The organism is Nitratiruptor sp. SB155-2 (genome assembly GCF_000010325.1).
In the GTDB taxonomy this organism is placed as follows: domain Bacteria; phylum Campylobacterota; class Campylobacteria; order Campylobacterales; family Nitratiruptoraceae; genus Nitratiruptor.
In genome coordinates, this window is record NC_009662.1 from 25,423 (window position 1) to 43,741 (window position 18,319).

Genomic DNA, 18,319 nt, shown 5'->3' on the forward strand with positions numbered 1-18,319 from the left:
AAGTTTTACAAATCAAACTTTTTTGCTGTATCTATCGAGCGCACTATGACAAAAATGAGTGAAAAAAGAACAACGCAAAAGATAATGGCATAGCCTGTTGGTAGATCCAAAAAATATGAAAAAAGTAAGGCTACAATAGTTGCAAGAGTGCCAAAAGTCCAGGCAAAAAGAAGTTTTGGTACCTTTTTTTGAACCATTGCTGCGTATGCCGGAGCGATAAGCAAAGCAAAAACCACTAAAACTCCTGCATTTTGTACCGATGAGGTGACTGTGATGGCCAGCATCGAAAAAAAAAGAATCTCTTTTGGTAGACCTGTCAGTTTAGGATAGACAAAAAACATCACAAGGGCTACAAAAGTATATATCAAAGCGGCTTTGCCTACATTTTTTGGCATGGTAAACAAAATATCGGTAGCACTCATTTTGTTAAACAGCTCCACCCCCTCGCTGCTTTGGGCTAAGATCAGCATAATAGACGAGATTCCAAGGGCGTATAAAAGAGCGATAAATGCTTCAATAAAGGCTACTTTTTTCGTAGCAATCGCTATGATTATACCTGCACCGAGTGCGAAGAGAAATACAAGAGGGGTTTGGTAGGCTCCATCCAAAAAGGCTAAGCTTATGGCCATTCCGACAGCAGCAATCTGCCCAATAGCAAGGTCGGTAAATATAACTCCTCGTTTAATAATCTCAATCCCAAAAACGGCGTGAATAAAAACGAGCAAAATGGCCAGCACAAAGGCTGGCCAAAGAATTGTTAACGCTGACATAATCTTTTCTCATAGATGAGGTAGAAGTTTTCCAAACTATCGGCACCCGGCACTGCACCTATATCGTGAGGAAGTATAACAACTCTTGCTCCCGTTTTTGCTGCAATGTAGTTAGCTGTCTTTTTTTCGTGGTATGGGTCTTGCAAAATGGTTTTGACATTTTCTTGCTTCATAAGAGCAATGAGTTTTAAGGTATGTTTCGAGCTTGGAGTGATGCCAGGAAGGGATTCAATGGTTCCAACGCTCACAATTTTGTAGCGATTTAGAAAATAGTTGTAAAGCTGATGATACTGTACAACTTTCAATCCTTTGCATGGAGCCATTTTTGCGTCATACTCTTGTAAAAAACTCTTCCAGTGTTGTAAAAAAGAGGCAAGATTTTTTTCATACTCTTTAGCATGGAGTGAATCAATCTTTTGCAGTCTTGATGCTACTAGCATCGCAATCGGGATGATATTGTGCGGGTCCGTATTGAAGTGCGGGTTGCCTTGGGGGTGGATATCGCCATAAGCTCTGGAGACTGCTTTTGGTTTATTGATGAGCTCTATAACCTGGCTGGCATCGACAAATCCAAGACGACCCGGATTTATTTTGCCGTTGTTTGCGCTTGTCAAGAGTGGTGGAAGCCAGCCGATTTCAAGTCCGGCTCCATTGATAACAAGCATATGGGCTCGGCTCAGTTTCCCTATCAATGAGGGTTTTGGCACGACAAAATGGGGATCGTATTTAGGAGTGGCTAATACGTTTACTTTGACATATTTGCCCCCCACTCTTTTGACAATTTCACCAAGATAGCCATAGGTTGCAACTACATCTACTTTTGCAAAGACTCCTGTAAAAATTAAAAGTATTAAAACTATTTTTCTCATTATGTATCCTTTAAAATGCATGTGCGCCGTGAGCGCCAGCTTCAATGTTGATCGAAAAGATTATCTCATTGATATCTTTTCTGACACCACCAATCATTTTGGACCGATCATGGCTATATTGGAGCCGAAGACGAGACATCTCAAAGGGTTTATACTCTATCATTGCGGTATAACGATCAAGATCATCCGGTTGATTGTCGCTATTTTTAAAGAGTGTATCGTATCGAACGCCACAGCTATAGTTTCTGTTGATCTGATAGACAAGCTGAGTATAAAGACCGGCTTGTGTTGTTGCATCTTCTTTATAGCGCCATAAAGCTTCACTTTGCCATGTCAAAAAGCTGTAGGCATCGAGATAGGTTCTGGTAGTCAGATCCAAACCATAGATATCTGTCTCTTTATTCTCTATATGTTTCCCATGGGCGATGCTGGCTCCTGCCAAGAGAGTTGTATCACTTACATCTGTACTCGTTTTGATATAACCAACATAGAGATTGTTTTTTTCACCATATCCAAAGCTTCTCTCGTTACTTCCTTGCATAGCCTCAATTCCAAACATGAGATACGTATCAGTCGGAGCTATCCACTGCAGTTGAATACCAGCATCGTTGATACCATCAGTGCCCAGCATCGCTTTATAAACAAGTGGCTGGGTATCAAAGTGCCAGCTGTGTTGATGTTTGGCGTTGATGCGACCAAAGTCACTTCTGAATTTTCCGGCTTTCACTCTAAGATTGTATGGCAGGCTTCTTGTTGTTACAAACGCCTCTTCTATCTCAAACTCATCGGGATGCAGATGAAAGATAGCAAATGCATCCAAATATGGATCCACTGCCGAGTGGAGTGCCAGTTCAGCATAGTTGAAATTAAATCCTCTGTTTTTGTTAAATGCCAGATCCTCCTCTTCTGCCTTCTTGATAAATCCAGGAATGGAATAGCCTTCATACTCTGAGTTTTTCACATCTCTTGCAACTGCCGAAGCATTTAAAATAAAAGCGATATCCGGCAAGAAATTCGTTTGGTTGAATGCAGCCGTAGTATTAGTGGCTTGTTCTATTTTTGCTTTGAGCTCTTCAAGTTGTCGATTTTTATCTTTTGCTTCAAGTGCGTCCAAGCGTTTTTGCAACTGCTCAATCACTTTTTGCTGTTTGGATACGATTTTTTTGAGCTCTTCAACTTCTGTTTGGGCAAAAAGCACAGATGTAAGAGCAATAGAGCCTAAAAGAAATTTTTTCATACTACTCTCCTCTATATGATTTTAAAAATAATAATGTGAATAGTTTAGAGCATTACAGGTGGAGAGCGAACTTTTAGAAGAGTGGGTCTATTTGATAGCTTTAGAGTAAGAAGCGTTCTTACAGGTAAAAAAGGGACTGTTTCAATATCTATAATTTGGCAAGATATCGGGGTGTCACCACTTGAGATATTGGATTGCAACACGCAAACAGGACAGTTGTTATGGGGTTTGAGGTCATCGTGGTGATGGAAGACTCCAAGGAGGGTTGCAACTAATAGAGTAATACTAATAAATTTTTTTACTATGAGTCTTTTTTTCATTTGGAGAAATTGTAGCACAAACTAAAGAGTTGACTAAACAGGCTCGACGAAGAGCAAATTTTTATCTATTACAATTTGCAGCTGTTTCGCCTTGTTTAGTCACTATTTTACAATAGGCCAAGCAGCGCTACTGCTAAAACGGGAGGTGTTATGACCAGTCCCACTTTCATATACTCTCCCCAGCCAATTTTTACGCCTTTGTTAGCCAAAACATGCAGCCAAAGAAGCGTAGCGAGTGAGCCAATAGGTGTCATTTTCGGTCCAAGGTTGCATCCAAGAATATTCGCATAGGCTAGGTGCTGGGCGTTTGCTTGGTCCAGTGCTATATCCATCACCATAACTGTTGGCATATTGTTCATCACTGAACTAAGAAGAGCCGATAAGAATCCTGTACCGTATACTGCATGGGTTTGGCTCATATCTTGCAAAGCCACAATTATCTTTGCTATCTCATCGGTGAGTCCAGCGTTTTTGAGTCCAAAAACCACTACATAGAGTCCTATACTAAACCATACCACCTGCCAAGGGGCGATTTTGAGTGTCATGAGAGGTTTGACTGCTTTGAAGTGCGCTCCAAGCGCCAAAAAGACCAAAGCACCTCCCAAAGCGAAGATTGAGACTGGAATGTGGTAGATATCTCCAATGAAGTAGCCAACAAGAAGTAGACCTAAAAAGAGCCAGCTGAGCATAAACATCGTTTGGTTTTTGATAACACTTGATGGATCTTTTAGCAGCGTTGTATCCACCTTTTTTGGAATGCTTTTACGAAAATAGACGTAAAGCACCACAATTGAGGCAATAATACTTAAAAGATTTGGCAAAAACATCGCTTTTGCATACTCCCAAAAGCCGATACCAAAATAGTCAGCCGTAACGATATTGGTGAGATTGGAAATCACGAGCGGATTGGAAGCGCTGTCTCCTATAAATCCGCCAGCCATAACAAAAGCAAAAAGTGCTTTTTGATCAAGTTTTAGTATTCGCATCTTTGATAGCAAAATAGGCGTCAAAATCAAGGCTGCCCCGTCATTGGCAAAAAGGGCGGCGACTATTGCTCCAAGAATCAAAGAGTAGATAAACAACTTTGTGCCACTTCCGCCACTCAGCTTTGCCATCTTCAGTGCTGCCCACTCAAAAAAACCGATTTCATCCAAAACCATCGATAAAATGATGATACCAATAAAGGCTAACGTTGCATCCCAAACAATTCTGACAACCTCTACCACATCACCCCAGCTTACAACGCCAAGCAAAAGTGCAGCTACCGCTCCGAGCATTGCCGTTGTACCAATCTGTAGCCCCTTTGGCTGCCAGATTATGAGGATTAAAACGACCAAAAAAAGAGTGATTGCAGTAATCATGACAAAATCCAGTTAAAAAGATATCCGATGATCATGATACCAACGCTTACTACCCCAAAAAAGATAGCAAGCAGTCTTGTGCTCATGATCTTTTTCAAAATCATCGCTTCTGGTAGACTCAGAGCCGTAATGGCCATCATAAAGCTTAGAGCCGTTCCAAGACTCATGCCCTTGTCCACCAAAACTTCAATCAAAGGTAAAACCCCAGCAGCATTGGAGTACATCGGAACGCCAAGAAGGGTTGCCAAAGGCACGGCATACCATGCGTCTTTCCCGGCAAGCTGGACAATTAAGTCAGTCGGAACGTATCCGTGGATAAATCCTCCGATTGCTACCGCAATCACTACATAGGCCCATATTTTTTTGAGCAGATCCATTGTATGATACCGGGCCTCTATGGCTCTATCTTTCAATGGAAGTGGCACCGCCTCGAAAGCTTCGGCATTCATTGGTTTTGGTTTGATCAAAATCTCATCTTCCAGATCCATTTTTCCAATAATAATTCCGGCCAGTATCGCAACCAAAAGGCCAAATCCGATATACAGAGCCGTTATTTTCCACCCAAATAGAGCAAACAGCAAGGCGATAGCAATCTCATTGTTCATAGGAGCGGAGATAAGATAGCTAAAGGTGATGCCAAGTGGAATTCTTGCTTGCAAAAAACCTAAAAAAAGCGGAATGGCGCTGCAGCTGCAAAATGGCGTGATAATGCCAAAGAGCGCTGCTAAAACGTGGCCTACAAGAGGGTGCTTTGTAGCCAGATAGTCCCGTACCCGCTCAATTGGAAAATAACTTCTTATAAGGGTAATCAAAAAGATAATGACTACCAATAGGGTAAAAATCTTTACCGTATCATAAATAAAAAAATCAAAGGCGTCGGCAAGTTTGCCAGAAAGCCCAAGCCACTGATAAACCAGGGTATCAACGAAGTTTTTCCACATGGTTAGTCTAAAAGTTTTTCGATTTGCTCAGGTGTAAGAAGCTTACCTGTGCTGACAACCTTCTCATCGATCACAAGCCCTGGTGTACTCATCACCCCATAGTTCATAATCTCGTTGATATCCTCAACCTTTTCGATCTGAGCAAATATCCCTTTGTTCGCAACAGCTTTTTTGACATTCTCTTCCAGCGCTTTACATTTTGCGCAACCAGTTCCAAGTATCTTTATTGTCATGCGAGCTCCTTTTGTATGATTGGGAATAGTCTTTGTTTCATCTCTTTGGCCAAATCTTCAAAAGCTTCATAGGGCTTGCCGTCCGGATCTTCAAATCCAACATGTACAACTTTTGTTTTTTTGGGAAAAACCGGACAGGACTCTTTTGCATTGTCACATACAGTCATTACAAGATCAAAATCCTCATCCATAACCTCATCGATCGATTTTGAGTGGTAGCTATCTCTCCAGGCTTCCTCTTTTTGAAGCACTTTTTTGGCGTTAGCATTCACCTTGCCGCTTGGCTTGCTGCCGGCACTTTTGGCTTCGACATTTTCAAAATATCTGTTGATGAGCCCTTCGGCCAGAATGGATCGACAACTGTTTCCTGTGCATAAAATCAAGACCTTTTTCATATGGAGCACTCCTTCATTTTGTTTGGTAGATCAATTGGCAACTGTTTGATAACCTCTAGGGCACACTGTTGGAGAGGATCGAGATCTTTAGATAAATCATAATAGATCCATTTTCCCTCTCTTTTGCTTGTTAAAAAACCGGCATCCTTTAAGATTTTGAGATGGCGTGATAATCTTGATTGGCCAAGATCCAAAGAGCTTTGCAATTCACAAACACAGCTTGCGCCATTTTCAAGTAAAAATCGAAGAATTTTTACCCGTGTCTCATCATAGAGCGCTCCGCTTGTTTGCAAAAACCGATCCATTTTGACTCCTTTGGAGGAATAGTACCAAAAAACTAATCAATAAATCAATATATATTTATATGATAATATGATAATATTTAGCATAGCATTCATACAATAAGGAATCGTCATGAAAGGAAAAGTGGTTGCACTTTTACATAAAGAGTCTACTATAGGAATTTTACTTATTATCGCTACGCTTTTGGCTCTTTTTTTGGAGAATTCTCCACTATCGAGTTTTTATGATAGTTTTTTACATACACCAGTGGAGATTCGTTTCGGTGCACTACATATCGCAAAACCGTTGCTTTTATGGGTCAATGATGGATTAATGGCGGTTTTTTTCTTTTATGTGGGGCTTGAAATCAAACGGGAGATCGTGGATGGCCATCTATCGCAAATTTCTCAAATGACTTTTCCAGCTATTGCAGCCCTAGGTGGGATGGTCGTCCCGGCCCTACTTTTTGCTTCGCTCAATTTTCATGATGAAAAAGCTTTGAATGGATGGGCGATTCCTACGGCTACCGATATCGCCTTTGCTCTTGGAGTCTTATCTTTGCTGGGAAATAGAATCCCCTTTTCACTCAAGGTCTTCTTAATGACATTGGCCATTGTCGATGATCTTGGGGCCATTATCGTGATAGCTCTTTTTTATACGACAAAGTTATCTTTAACCTCTTTGGTTGTAGCTTCCATCGCTTTAACAATACTATTTATCATGAATAGAATGTGTGTAATTTCCAAGGGAGCATATATTCTCGTTGGAGTTGCTCTTTGGGTGAGTGTTTTAAAATCTGGAGTGCACGCCACACTGGCAGGTGTGGCACTCGCACTTTTGATTCCTTATCGAATCAACAAAAATGGAAAAATATATGAGCTAACGAAGCAGATGGAGCATGGACTTCATCTATGGGTGAACTTTTTTATCTTGCCTCTTTTTGCTTTTGCCAACGCTGGAGTGAATCTGCAAAATATTTCTATGTCGGAGCTATTTGGTAGTGTCCCTATGGGGATAATGCTTGGACTATTCATCGGAAAACAGTTGGGTGTTTTTGGATTTGGATATTTGGCCGTAAAACTTAAAATTGCAAAGCTACCAAAAGAGAGTACACTGATACAGTTTTATGGCGTTGCCGTGCTAGCCGGTATCGGGTTTACAATGAGCCTTTTTATCGATTCTTTAGCCTATGAAGATGCACAGATCTATCAATACGCCGATAAACTTGCAGTATTGATAGGTTCGCTACTTTCGGGAATATGGGGTTATATAGTTCTTTCTAAGAGTAGCGCACCCTAAATTCCTTCTTTTTATCCGTTATCCCAATATTACTCTGTTTAAAATAAATCAGTATTATTAATAATATCAAAAAGTAGAATATAAGATATTATGAATTAATTTATAAATTTTTTATAAATAATTCTAATATTAAATTAAGCTGATGGATATTATCATTTCGATTGAGCGATGTTCAAATTGGAATTTCGCCCCAAATTTGAACTCGAAAGGATTACACATGGCTCTTACTAGAAGAGATTTGCTTAAGCTTGGAGGAATTGCTGCAGCTGGAGCAGCTTTGAGTGGATGCACGGCATCCAGTGGCAGTGCAAAACCAAGTGCTGCAAAGGCTGGTTTATGCATGGCGCCGATTCCAAAAGCAAAGGGGCCGAGAGTTGTCGTTGTCGGTGGTGGATGGTCTGGACTTTCCATTGCCAAGTATGTGAAAAAGTATGCGCCTGAAGCAGATGTGGTGCTTATTGAAAGACGTGCATCATTTATGAGCTGTCCTGTCAGTAACTTGTGGCTAGTTGGTTTAGTAGATTTGGAGTTTTTGACTCACGACTATTTACAAGCAGCTCGCAATAATAACTATACATTTTTAAATGCTATGGTTCATGATGTCGACAGAGACAGTAAGCTAGTTTTTACCAACGAAGGGGCTGTAAAGTATGACTACTTGGTACTTGCTCCTGGGATCGATTATGACTATTCACGATGGACAAATGGTGATGTGGAGTTTGAAAATAGACTAAGAACCGAATATCCTGCAGGATTTGTTCCAGGAAGCGAACATTTGACTCTACGAAACAAAGTGCAAGATTTTGAAGGCGGTAATTTTGTGTTAACTGTTCCAGGCGGTAATTACAGATGTTTGCCCGCTCCTTATGAGAGAGCCTGTTTGATTGCCTGGTATATGAAAAAAGAGGAGATTCCTGGAAAAGTGATTTTACTTGATGAAAACCCGGATATTACCATCAAAAAAGATGGGTTTCACTCTGCATTTGAAAAGCTCTATAAAGATTATATTGAGTATCTACCAGGTTCCACCATTACAAATATCGATCTTGACAAAAAAAGAGTTGAAACAGAACTTGGTGAGGAGATCGATTTTGCAGATGCTGCGCTCTATCCAAGAGTACGAGGAGGAAAAATACTGGAAATTGCCGGTGTAGCAAAAGATAGTGTTTTTAACAAGGCAGAGGCCGATATCGATCCTTTTACCTACCAAACAAAAGCCGATCCGGATGTGTACTGTACAGGAGATGTGAGACCGATGGGGTTTAGCAAATCTGGAAATACGGCAAATACAGAGGGGCATATTGTTGCAAGTATGATTGCAGCGCGCATCAAAGGGAAAGAGCCGAAATGGAAATCTCCTTTGACGGTTTGTTACTCTGCTGTATCTGGTGATCCTGTGCGAGCGATTTCTGTAAATGCAGAGTACAAATATAATGAAGCGAAAAAAGCTTTTGGATTCCATAATGCTGCTACAAACGAGAAATGGGATGGAAAAGTCGGAGTGATGAACGGTAAAGGGCTTTTTGAGTGGGCTAAAGGGATGTATCGAGATATGTTTATGTAGACCCAAAAGGGCCCACGAAATTGCGCAAACTAATTATATCTTGATTAGGATTAAAAATGGATAGAAGAGGTTTTTTTAAAGTTGTCGGAGGCAGCGCTTTGATGGTAGCTGCCTCCCCTTCGCTTATTAAAGGATATTTGAGAGCTGATACAGGAGAGCTGTATAAGGCATATGAAAAAGTGCAGCTTGTAGATACGGAGGGAAATCCGGTTGTATATAGTGCTCTCAAAAAAGAGGTGCCCTATATTTTCCAATATCCGTATGCATCTACGCCAAACTTTTTACTACGAACTGATACGAAAACTTTGCCTGAGGTACAACTCAAAGCGGAAGATGGCTCAGAATATGTATGGAGAGGAGGTGTGGGCAAAGAGAAGGACCTGGTTGCATACAGCGCAATATGTCCTCATCAGCTAACCCACCCTACTCCAAATGACAGTTTTATAACCTATGTACCAAAGGGTAAAAAGACGATGGCCTACAAAGAGGGAGGTATCATTGTCTGTTCTTCCCATCTTTCGGCATACGATCCAAAAGCGGGTGCGAAAGTGTTGGCTGGACCTGCTCCTCAACCACTAGCGTCCATTGTTTTAGAAGTAGATGATCAAGGGCACATTTGGGCAGTTGGAGTGTTGGGTGCAGATAAGTTTCACGACTATTTTCGTTCATTCAAACCGGAATTGAAAGAGTTTTACCGCAATATCAGAAAAGCAAAAAAGATAGTCAAAGTGAGTGCGAAAACGGTGCCATTGAAAGAGTATACGAAAGAGATAATCCAATACTAAGGATGGATATGGAAAGAAGAGAGTTTTTACAGGTGAGTGGATTTGCAATCGCAACTTTAATGGTTGGACGAATACAAATTAAAGCTGACGAAAGTGACAATGAAGCGATAGAGCTTTCATTTCAAGAGGCCTATGCCGATGCAACCGAAGGTGCGAAAAAGATCATTAAAAATGCAAAAGAGATGAGACTCAATATCCCGGATGCTCCGGAAAACGGTTTGGTTGTTCCGATCGAAGTGGAAGTGGAGTATCCGATGGAAGCGGGAAAATATATAAAACGAATTGATGTATTGACCACAAAAAATAGAGTGAACAAAGTTATCACAGCCCACTATACTCCGGATAATGGCAAAGCGTATCTGTATGTGAATGCAAAACTGGGTGGTACGCAGGATGTTGTGCTACTGGCTCGAACGAATGATGATATCGTTTTTGAGGCAAGAAAACATATCAAAGTCGCTCTTGGTGGATGTGGGTAAGGAGTGTAAATGAGTAAGAAGTTTAATTGGAGACGAGGGGTTGTTAAGCCAACGACAAGAGAGTACAAAGTTGGTGATGTGGTGATTTTTCAAGCGATTACCATTCATCCGATGGATACAGGTTTTCAAAAAGATAAGCATTCTGGCCAGCTCAAGCCGAGATTTTTTGTAAAAGAGCTTGTTATTTTTTATAACGACAAGCAGGTATGCAGTTTTGACTTTGAAGTGAGTTCGAGTCCAAATCCAAAGGTCAAATTTCCGCTTCGCATCAAGGGTCCAGGAGTCGTAAAAGCTGTGTGGATGGACAACAGGGGGAACAGGTTTGAAAAAAGTACGAAAATAAATCCAAAATAGGATCGCAAATGAAAAGATGGATATTCGTAGTATTGACATGTGTACTGACTACGTCACTCTTTGCAGACAAAAGGGGCCGGACGAAGATGCAAATAGAGATGCAAAAGTTTGCCGCCGGGATGGAGCTTATGCAAAAAGGGATTTTGTATAACTGTAAAGAGTGTTTGGATGATGGTGCCGATAGAATTTTGAAAAATATCAAAGTGCTTGAAAAAGTGGATGTCAAGCACTTTTTACCGGAAAGTCAAAAATATGCCTATAAGTTTGCCCAAAAAACGGCAAAGTTGATTGAAATGTATGCAAAAGATGCAAAAGAAGCTTTTGCAAAAGGGAATATGGAAGATGTGATGAACGATCATGCACAACTTCTACGGCAGTGCAACAGTTGCCATATGCGAATACGGGGGTGGTGATCAGCCCCCCCGTTTAAGCAAAAATACCTGCTACGAGACTAAAAAGTTCTGCCGCTAAAACAACCATCTCCGCTTCTTCTTTATACTTTTTAATGGTTGGAATCAATTTTGCCGTAGTTACATTATCTTCATTTTCAACATGTGTAGATGCATATTTTTTGAGTGTGTGAAGAACTTTTTCAACTTTCTGCGAGGGAGATTGATACTCTTTTGGCAAAGAGATGACAACCTCTTTTTTTGCTCGGGTCAACAGAACATAGAGTTTTCGATAGAGCAGTTCTGACTCTTTTTGATCAACGATTTTTAAAAACTCATCCAGATTGTGCAGAATGATCAGATCAGATTCCAGTCCTTTGATGGATTGAAAAGTCATAACTTTGATGTGGTTGAACCCGCCTTTTTGAAAATGGCGTTGCCATTTTTGTACCGTATCTTTGTAATGGGTAAGAATAGTGATATCTTTGTACTCTTTTTGTGCAATGAACTCTTTGAGATCTAAAAACTCTTCATACTCTCCTATGTGGATCGTTCCATCGGCTAATAAAAAGTTGATATCATTCAAAAAACTTTTATCAAGATAGTGGGATTTTCTATAGTATGCATTGAGTTTTGTATCGTAGGAGAGGATCTCAAAAGCGCATTTTGAGATATTTGAGGGCGTTCTGTAGACATTTTTTAAGTTTTTGACTCTCCCTTTCATGGAGATTTTTGGAAAGCTGGGATGATGGAACACCTCTGCGATGGAGTTCATGGAGTAGGTGTAAAATTTTTGTGCTTCGTCTATAAAAAAGATGCAGTCTTTGATCTCTTCATAGATCACTCTCATCAGATTTGGTGGCATGTCTTGCGTTTCATCGCATAGAAAGAGATCGATAGGCTTTTTTTCTAGACGCAAGCGAAATTTCTTTTGAAATTCATTTGTCGCAGCTTTGGTTTTGAGTTTTTCAAACTTTTCATTGAAGGAATCTTTTTCGTCGATTCCGACAGCCTCTTCGTCAAAATCGATTCTTTTTAAAAGATCAAACAGCGATAAAACCGCTACATTTTTTTGTTCCGATTCATTGAACGCACTCGAAATGATACTCTTGAGCTGTTTGTTGAAGCACAAAACGAGGATTTTTTCATCGGGATCATTTTTGATTCTATTGATGATGAAATTTGTTAAGATGACTGTTTTTCCCGTTCCGGCAACCCCTCTGATGATTCGAAAACCACTTGTGTAGTTGTTGAGGATACTTAACTGTTTATAATCAAAAAACATGATTTCATTTTGGGTGATGACCGGAAGAATCTTCTCCTTCTTCTTTTCTATACTCTTTTTATCCACAAGAAGCGATGCGATAGCCAAAAACTCTTTTTTATTTGGAATCAAATTTTTGGTTGCATGAAAAAATCTTTTAAAAAGCGCTCTATCATTGAGATCCTCTTGAAAGAAGGTGTGGTTATAATAGTTTTTGTATTTAGGATTTTTTTGAAAGAAGATATCTCCCTCATTCTTGGAGATATTGGGAAAAACGACTCTATACTCCACATTGATCGGGATTTTTCCCAAATTGTCTTCGATATGTCCCAAAAGGATATTTTTATAAAGAGATACTTGTTCAAATGGATCATTGGTTGGAGAGATGTACTCAAGGGATTTCCAGTTTTTTACTTCTATCGCAAAGATGCCCAATGTTGCGTGAAGCAGTGTGAGGTCGATCTCAATGGTGCTTGTGCCATTGGAAATTTTGGCTTTGGGTATGAGAAAATAGTTATTGGATGATTCTTGCAAAAGTTTTCTAATAGCCTCCAATACTTCATCTTCCCCTTTTTGTCCAATGCCCAGGCGAGTAAATATGTTTAAGACTCCTTGCCGCATACTTCTACCCTTTCATTAAAAGCCTTCATAAAAATGGTATGTAACCTTATGAATAATTTTATCTAAAAGGAAAGTTGCATATAGTACAGATAGTTTAGGAAAAAGGGGTTTTATGAAAGCTTTACAAGAATTTATCGATCTTATAAAAAAAGAGCAGTTTTATGAAGCACATGAAGTGCTCGAAGAGATTTGGTTTCCAAGAAGAAAGAGCAAAGATGTGTATATTTTGGTTTTAAAAGGATTTATCAACGCTTCTGTGGCCCTGGAGCTTAGAAGGCTCGGAAGAGTGGAAAATGCAAAAAAAGTGTGGCAAAACTATTTGAAATATAAAGTTTTGATCAACGAATGCAAAGAGCCATTTTTTGAAAGGACAGCCAAATTTTTGGACAGCTGCTATGACAAATATCTATCATGAAGCGACGAAACACTCCTACTGGAGCGTTCGTAAAAACCCAAACTATTTAGACTGGTCCAAACAGCCTATTCCTTTTAAAATATATCCTACAACATACCCTTTTATTCCACTAGATATGAATAATCCTTTGCACACATTCATCTATCGAATAGGTGGTATCAACGCAAAAAAGGTCTATCCTGGAGTCGAATACTATCTTCGTACCATTCCAAGTGCCGGAGCCCTATATCCGGTTGAGATCTATTTTCAATCTAGAGGTGTCGATGGACTCGAGAATGGAATATACCATTTTAGCGTAGCCGAAAATGGCCTTAAATTTTTGTATCCGTTACAGGAGGATGAGGGTATAGAGATATTCTTTGAAAAAAAGAGGCAAATCAAAGGTTTTATTTTTCTCTTTTCTACGATCTATTACCGCTCCAGCTGGAAATATAAAAATAGAGCCTTTCGATATTGTTTGCTCGATACCGGCCATGCCTTAGGAGCATTGGAGGTAAGTGCCTTTTTGTTTGAAAGAGCCTACTATATTTTGTATGACTTCGATAAAGAAGCTTTGAATGAAGCTTTTGGATTTGAAAGCAGGGAGTTTTTCTTAAGTAGTGCAGTTGTAGGTATCCCGTTGGAAAAAGAAGCAAAATTGTTCGATATGAAACTGCCTTTTGTTGATGGTACAAGAACATTTGAGCAAAACAGTGTGATAGAAGATGCCTATAAAGAGACGCTTTATTTGAAAAACTGCAAAGCGAATTTTCGCTTTCCAAAATTTCCTTTTGAGCCAAAAAGGCTCGAAGAAGCGGTGATGCAGCGACGAAGTATACGAGATTTTGAAGGAAAGTATATCAAAAAAGAGCAGTTTGAGTTTATTCTTTCTTGGATGCGAAACCCTGTCCCGAGTGACTGTGATGAAAAAGTGGATATCTGGTATGTTATCAACCGGGTAGATGGGCTTCAGCCAGGACTCTATAAAAATAGTGAGCTTGTAAAGGAGGGGGATTTCCACAACAAAGCGGGGTATCTGTGTTTAGAGCAAGCTCTTGGGAGTCAAAGTGCTGTAACCTTTTTTCTTACAAGCCATGGAGAAAATTATCAGCCTCTCTATCAAAAAGCCGGACTCATAGGTCACAGATGCTATATTGCAAGTGAATATTTAGGCATTGGATGCAGCGGTATTGGAGCTTACTATGACGATGAGGTACGAGAGTTTTTACAAACGGATGATATGGTATTATATGCCTTAGCAATAGGCATATAGGAGTGAAGATGCGACTACTTCTCCTTTTTGTTCCTCTTTTCTTTCTTTTGGCAGGGGAAGCCGAGAAAGAGCAGTTCATAAAAGTCATTATGCAAAAGCAAAATCCTTATGTGTTTGATAAAAAGGAGCGGTTGGAGCTAAAAAAAGCTCAATTGGAGGCAAAAACCAAAGAGAATATCGCTTCCATGGAGTACAAGAAAGCAGTTGATGTAGAAAAGATCAAGCAAAAGACGGTTGCGATTCAAAAAGAGAAAGAGATCGAAAAAGCGAAAGTGGAGAGTGCGCCTGAGGCAAAGAAAGCAGAAGCCCAGTCCAAAATGGTGTGGTATCTGTTCATTTTAGGGATAGGTCTGCTTCTTTTTCTTTTCTTCGCATTTAGACGTTATCAGGCGTATAAAGAGCGCATTGAATTGGAAAAATTGCGATTGCAAGAAGAGATTCATGAAAAAGAGATGATGCTCAAGCAAAAAGAGCTGCAAGCCCAAGTTGCTTCAAAATTGATCGAGGCAGTGGCAAAAGGAGATTTAACAAAAGAGCAAGAAGAGAAGCTTTTGCAGATCGCCAATGGTTCTACTAGCCTTTTAGAAAACAAGAAATCCTAGGAGAAGCCATCGTTTCGATGGCTCTATTTTAGACTTCGCCAACCTCCTCTTCAATCTCATGGCTTGGGAGCAAAAAGGCGATAAGCATGAGAGCAGCTCCATAAATGAATATAAACCAGTCATGCCCAACAAGTTGTGCCAAAGTAGGTTTTCCAAGATTTGGCCCCATGATGGTTTTGAGTGACGGATAGAGATAGGTAAAGAGTGCGCCTGCTAAAAGTCCACCAATGAGGCCAGTGAGTACATCGATATTTCCTTCACTCACTGCGACCGGTCCTGTTCCTGGACACAGACCCAAAATGGCCATACCGATACCAAAAATAATGCCACCCAGAATGAGTCCCCCTAAAATAATCGGTTTCACATGGTAGTGTGCCCAACCCATTTTGATCATAAAATAGAGACCTATACTGGCGATTCCGATAGCTAAAAAGAGCATTTTAGGTACTTTAAAACCTTTAAGCATGGCAAAACCAGCTATTTTGTCGAATGTATCCACCCTTGTCCATTGTATGATTACACCAAAAACAACGCCAATAAGAAAAATCGTCAGAAGTGAGCCATGATGCTGTTTTTGGACAAGATCGATTGTATGGGAAAAAAACTCTACGATGTTGAAATTCATCATTGCTCCTTATAGGTTTTTATAAAAAAGTCTACCGGTAACGATTAGTACCACAATGACAACGCCGCCAAAGATAAGCCCACTGATAGCTGTCTGGCTTGCTCCACTTAAAAAGTGGCCGCTGGTACATCCACCTGCTAGCCGGGCGCCAAAAACGACCATGAAACCACCGATGAAACTCCAAAACAGTCTTGAAGCAGATGAACTGTTTTTATGCTTTTTCCATAGTGGCGGCAAGATGCGAAACTTGAATGTTTTTGTAATAAATACAGATGTCAAAAAACCGCCAAGAAGGACACCCATCAAAAAGATCACTTCCCATGCACCTGGATTTGCTATCTTTTTGCCATATTCGCCGTTTTGTAGATCAAACAGCCATGCTCCCATATAGGCAATTGCCGTAGATGCCCCGATAGGTCTATCTGCTCCAAAAGTAGAGAATGTGAACCAGATTAAAAGAGCAATGGCTACTGCTCCCGGGATCCAACCAAGTCTTTTTGGAAATACCATAAGGTCTCCTTATATATAAAATTTAGTAAAATTATAATACAACAAAAGAAAATAAGCAAAATATATGAAATTTAATATTTTATTAAAAAATATTTATCATAAAAAGAGTGTGTGAATGAGCGGTTACGCCCGAAAGGGCGGAGGACTAAAGCTGTGGACCAGCTTTTGAGTAGTCGAAGTTTCCGTAACCTTCGTATCGTTTGAAGTTGTCGATAAATAGTTTCGCTAGATGTTCGAGCTGTCTATCGTAGGCTTCTTTGTCTTCCCAAGTATTTCTTGGATTGAGGATTGCTGGATCAACCCCTTCAACATATGTTGGAATTTCGAGATTGAATATTGGTAGGATCTCATATTCGCTTTGGGTAATGGAGCCATTGAGTATGGCATTGATACAGGATCTGGTAGCAGGAAGACTCATTCGCTGCCCTATTCCATATGGACCTCCAGTCCATCCCGTATTGACAAGATAGACATTGACGCCATGTTTATCGATCTTTTCTCCAAGTAGTTTTGCGTAGACTGTAGGGTGCAACGGTAAGAAAGCTTCTCCAAAACATGCACTGAATGTTGCTACAGGTTCTGTAATACCCCGCTCAGTTCCAGCTACTTTGGCTGTGTAGCCGCTTAAGAAGTAGTACATCGCCTGCTCTTTTGTGAGCTTGCTTACCGGAGGCAAAACGCCAAAAGCATCGGCACTTAAAAAGATGATATTTTTTGGATGTGGCCCTTGAAGATCCTCTTTGTGCTTACAGATATGATAGATCGGATAGCTTACACGGGTATTTTCTGTTTTGCTGGAGTCCTCAAAATCGACTTCACCATTCTCTTTGACAACAACATTTTCCAAAAGAGCATCTCGTTTAATGGCAGCGTAGATATCCGGCTCTTTTTCTGGATCGAGTCCTATAACTTTTGCATAGCAGCCACCTTCGAAATTGAAAACGCCGTTGTCGTCCCATCCATGCTCGTCATCACCGATAAGACGTCTGTTTGGATCGGCACTTAGGGTCGTTTTCCCGGTTCCGCTAAGACCAAAGAAGAGCGCTACATCATCCTTGTCCCCGATGTTTGCAGAACAGTGCATACTGAGTTTACCTTCTAGTGGCAACCAGTAGTTCATCATGGAAAAAATCCCTTTTTTGATCTCTCCCCCATACCATGTACCGCCGATAATCGCTATATTTTCTTCGATATTGAAGATAATAAAGACATCTGAATTGAGGCCATGTTCTTTATATCGATCATTTTTGAGGTTGGCTGCTACATAGAGGGTAAAATCGGGATGGAAGTTTTGAAGCTCTTCTTCAGTTGGCCGGATAAACATATTTTTGACAAAGTGTGCTTGCCAGGCGATCTCTGTGACGACCCGAATCGCCTTTTTACTATCATCGCTGGCACCAGCGAACGCATCCATCACGTAGAGCTCTTTACCGCTGAGATACTCTTTTGTCTTTTCAAAAAGCTCGTCAAAGATCTCTTTTGAGATCGGTTGGTTGATATCTCCCCATGCGATATATTTTTCGCTTGGAGGCTGCTTGACAAAATATTTGTCTTTTGGACTCCTTCCGGTGAAGATTCCCGTATCGACTGCTACTGCACCAAGAGTCGTTTCCACACCTTCTTGCTGTTCTAGCTCTTTTTGAAAAAGTGTTTCGTAGTCTGGATTGTAATAGACCTTCTTGACATCTTTGATGCCAAGTTTGTCAAAATCGTTTATCTCCATTTTGACCTTCTTTGAGTGATTTTGTTATG

Annotated in this window: 21 protein-coding genes; 9 read left to right on the forward strand and 12 right to left on the reverse strand. The window is 40.3% G+C overall.

The window, feature by feature from the left end:
• Nucleotides 1-5: 5 nt before the first annotated feature.
• From NIS_RS00125 to NIS_RS00160, 8 genes are all read right to left on the reverse strand, one after another.
• A complete protein-coding gene (locus NIS_RS00125; RefSeq protein WP_011979567.1) occupies nt 6-770 on the reverse strand; it encodes a metal ABC transporter permease in 765 nt (254 codons plus the stop codon).
• A complete protein-coding gene (locus tag NIS_RS00130) occupies nt 758-1,639 on the reverse strand; it encodes a metal ABC transporter substrate-binding protein (protein ID WP_011979568.1) in 882 nt (293 codons plus the stop codon). The genes NIS_RS00125 and NIS_RS00130 overlap by 13 nt, the downstream gene beginning before the upstream one ends.
• Nucleotides 1,640-1,649: 10 nt before the next feature.
• A complete protein-coding gene (locus NIS_RS00135) occupies nt 1,650-2,876 on the reverse strand; it encodes a hypothetical protein (protein ID WP_011979569.1) in 1,227 nt (408 codons plus the stop codon).
• Between the two features lie 427 nt (nt 2,877-3,303).
• Entirely contained in the window at nt 3,304-4,557 is a 1,254-nt protein-coding gene (locus NIS_RS00140) for an arsenic transporter (protein ID WP_011979570.1), read from the reverse strand.
• Nucleotides 4,554-5,498, reverse strand: coding sequence for a permease (locus NIS_RS00145; protein WP_011979571.1), 945 nt, complete (start codon nt 5,496-5,498; stop codon nt 4,554-4,556). The genes NIS_RS00140 and NIS_RS00145 overlap by 4 nt, the downstream gene beginning before the upstream one ends.
• 2 nt (nt 5,499-5,500) lie before the next feature.
• A complete protein-coding gene (locus tag NIS_RS00150; RefSeq protein ID WP_011979572.1) occupies nt 5,501-5,731 on the reverse strand; it encodes a thioredoxin family protein in 231 nt (76 codons plus the stop codon).
• Nucleotides 5,728-6,126 carry an arsenate reductase ArsC gene (locus NIS_RS00155; protein ID WP_011979573.1) on the reverse strand — a complete coding sequence of 133 codons (399 nt, stop codon included), beginning with the start codon at nt 6,124-6,126 and terminating at the stop codon, nt 5,728-5,730. Before NIS_RS00155 ends, NIS_RS00150 begins: the two co-directional genes overlap by 4 nt.
• The gene (locus NIS_RS00160; protein WP_011979574.1) at nt 6,123-6,431 is read right to left on the reverse strand and encodes an ArsR/SmtB family transcription factor; all 309 of its coding nucleotides are present in this window, start codon (nt 6,429-6,431) and stop codon (nt 6,123-6,125) included. The genes NIS_RS00155 and NIS_RS00160 overlap by 4 nt, the downstream gene beginning before the upstream one ends.
• Before the next feature lie 109 nt (nt 6,432-6,540).
• Between NIS_RS00160 and nhaA the strand changes: the two genes are divergently transcribed.
• The 6 genes from nhaA (at nt 6,541) to NIS_RS00190 (ending at nt 11,302) form a co-directional block, all read left to right on the forward strand.
• Nucleotides 6,541-7,707 (forward strand): Na+/H+ antiporter NhaA, encoded by a 1,167-nt coding sequence (nhaA, locus tag NIS_RS00165; protein ID WP_011979575.1) that lies wholly within the window; start codon nt 6,541-6,543, stop codon nt 7,705-7,707.
• 217 nt (nt 7,708-7,924) lie between these two features.
• Nucleotides 7,925-9,271 (forward strand): NAD(P)/FAD-dependent oxidoreductase, encoded by a 1,347-nt coding sequence (locus NIS_RS00170; RefSeq protein ID WP_011979576.1) that lies wholly within the window; start codon nt 7,925-7,927, stop codon nt 9,269-9,271.
• A 56-nt stretch (nt 9,272-9,327) separates the two neighbouring features.
• Nucleotides 9,328-10,056, forward strand: coding sequence for a Rieske 2Fe-2S domain-containing protein (locus tag NIS_RS00175; protein ID WP_011979577.1), 729 nt, complete (start codon nt 9,328-9,330; stop codon nt 10,054-10,056).
• Nucleotides 10,057-10,064: 8 nt separating this feature from the next.
• Nucleotides 10,065-10,535, forward strand: coding sequence for a thiosulfate oxidation carrier protein SoxY (locus NIS_RS00180; RefSeq protein WP_011979578.1), 471 nt, complete (start codon nt 10,065-10,067; stop codon nt 10,533-10,535).
• A gap of 9 nt (nt 10,536-10,544) precedes the next feature.
• The gene (locus NIS_RS00185; RefSeq protein WP_011979579.1) at nt 10,545-10,889 is read left to right on the forward strand and encodes a thiosulfate oxidation carrier complex protein SoxZ; all 345 of its coding nucleotides are present in this window, start codon (nt 10,545-10,547) and stop codon (nt 10,887-10,889) included.
• 8 nt (nt 10,890-10,897) lie between these two features.
• Nucleotides 10,898-11,302, forward strand: coding sequence for a hypothetical protein (locus NIS_RS00190; protein WP_148164046.1), 405 nt, complete (start codon nt 10,898-10,900; stop codon nt 11,300-11,302).
• Between the two features lie 13 nt (nt 11,303-11,315).
• Here NIS_RS00190 and NIS_RS00195 read toward each other — a convergent pair whose 3' ends face one another.
• Nucleotides 11,316-13,163 (reverse strand): NERD domain-containing protein, encoded by a 1,848-nt coding sequence (locus NIS_RS00195; RefSeq protein WP_011979581.1) that lies wholly within the window; start codon nt 13,161-13,163, stop codon nt 11,316-11,318.
• A 112-nt stretch (nt 13,164-13,275) separates the two neighbouring features.
• On the opposite strand from NIS_RS00195, the gene NIS_RS00200 reads away from it, so the two are divergent.
• The 3 genes from NIS_RS00200 to NIS_RS00210 are packed head-to-tail and all read left to right on the forward strand — an operon-like array spanning nt 13,276 to nt 15,432.
• Nucleotides 13,276-13,578, forward strand: coding sequence for a DUF309 domain-containing protein (locus tag NIS_RS00200; RefSeq protein ID WP_011979582.1), 303 nt, complete (start codon nt 13,276-13,278; stop codon nt 13,576-13,578).
• The gene (locus NIS_RS00205) at nt 13,526-14,830 is read left to right on the forward strand and encodes a SagB family peptide dehydrogenase (protein WP_197524228.1); all 1,305 of its coding nucleotides are present in this window, start codon (nt 13,526-13,528) and stop codon (nt 14,828-14,830) included. Before NIS_RS00200 ends, NIS_RS00205 begins: the two co-directional genes overlap by 53 nt.
• Before the next feature lie 8 nt (nt 14,831-14,838).
• Complete coding sequence (locus tag NIS_RS00210) at nt 14,839-15,432, forward strand: hypothetical protein (protein WP_011979584.1); 594 nt, start codon at nt 14,839-14,841, stop codon at nt 15,430-15,432.
• A 28-nt stretch (nt 15,433-15,460) separates the two neighbouring features.
• Here NIS_RS00210 and NIS_RS00215 read toward each other — a convergent pair whose 3' ends face one another.
• The 3 genes from NIS_RS00215 to pckA all read right to left on the reverse strand — a co-directional run bounded on the left by NIS_RS00215 (nt 15,461) and on the right by pckA (nt 18,290).
• Nucleotides 15,461-16,057, reverse strand: coding sequence for a YeeE/YedE thiosulfate transporter family protein (locus tag NIS_RS00215; RefSeq protein WP_011979585.1), 597 nt, complete (start codon nt 16,055-16,057; stop codon nt 15,461-15,463).
• Nucleotides 16,058-16,066: 9 nt separating this feature from the next.
• A complete protein-coding gene (locus tag NIS_RS00220; RefSeq protein WP_011979586.1) occupies nt 16,067-16,567 on the reverse strand; it encodes a YeeE/YedE thiosulfate transporter family protein in 501 nt (166 codons plus the stop codon).
• A gap of 145 nt (nt 16,568-16,712) precedes the next feature.
• The gene (pckA, locus tag NIS_RS00225) at nt 16,713-18,290 is read right to left on the reverse strand and encodes a phosphoenolpyruvate carboxykinase (ATP) (protein ID WP_011979587.1); all 1,578 of its coding nucleotides are present in this window, start codon (nt 18,288-18,290) and stop codon (nt 16,713-16,715) included.
• Between the last annotated feature and the right edge of the window lie 29 nt (nt 18,291-18,319).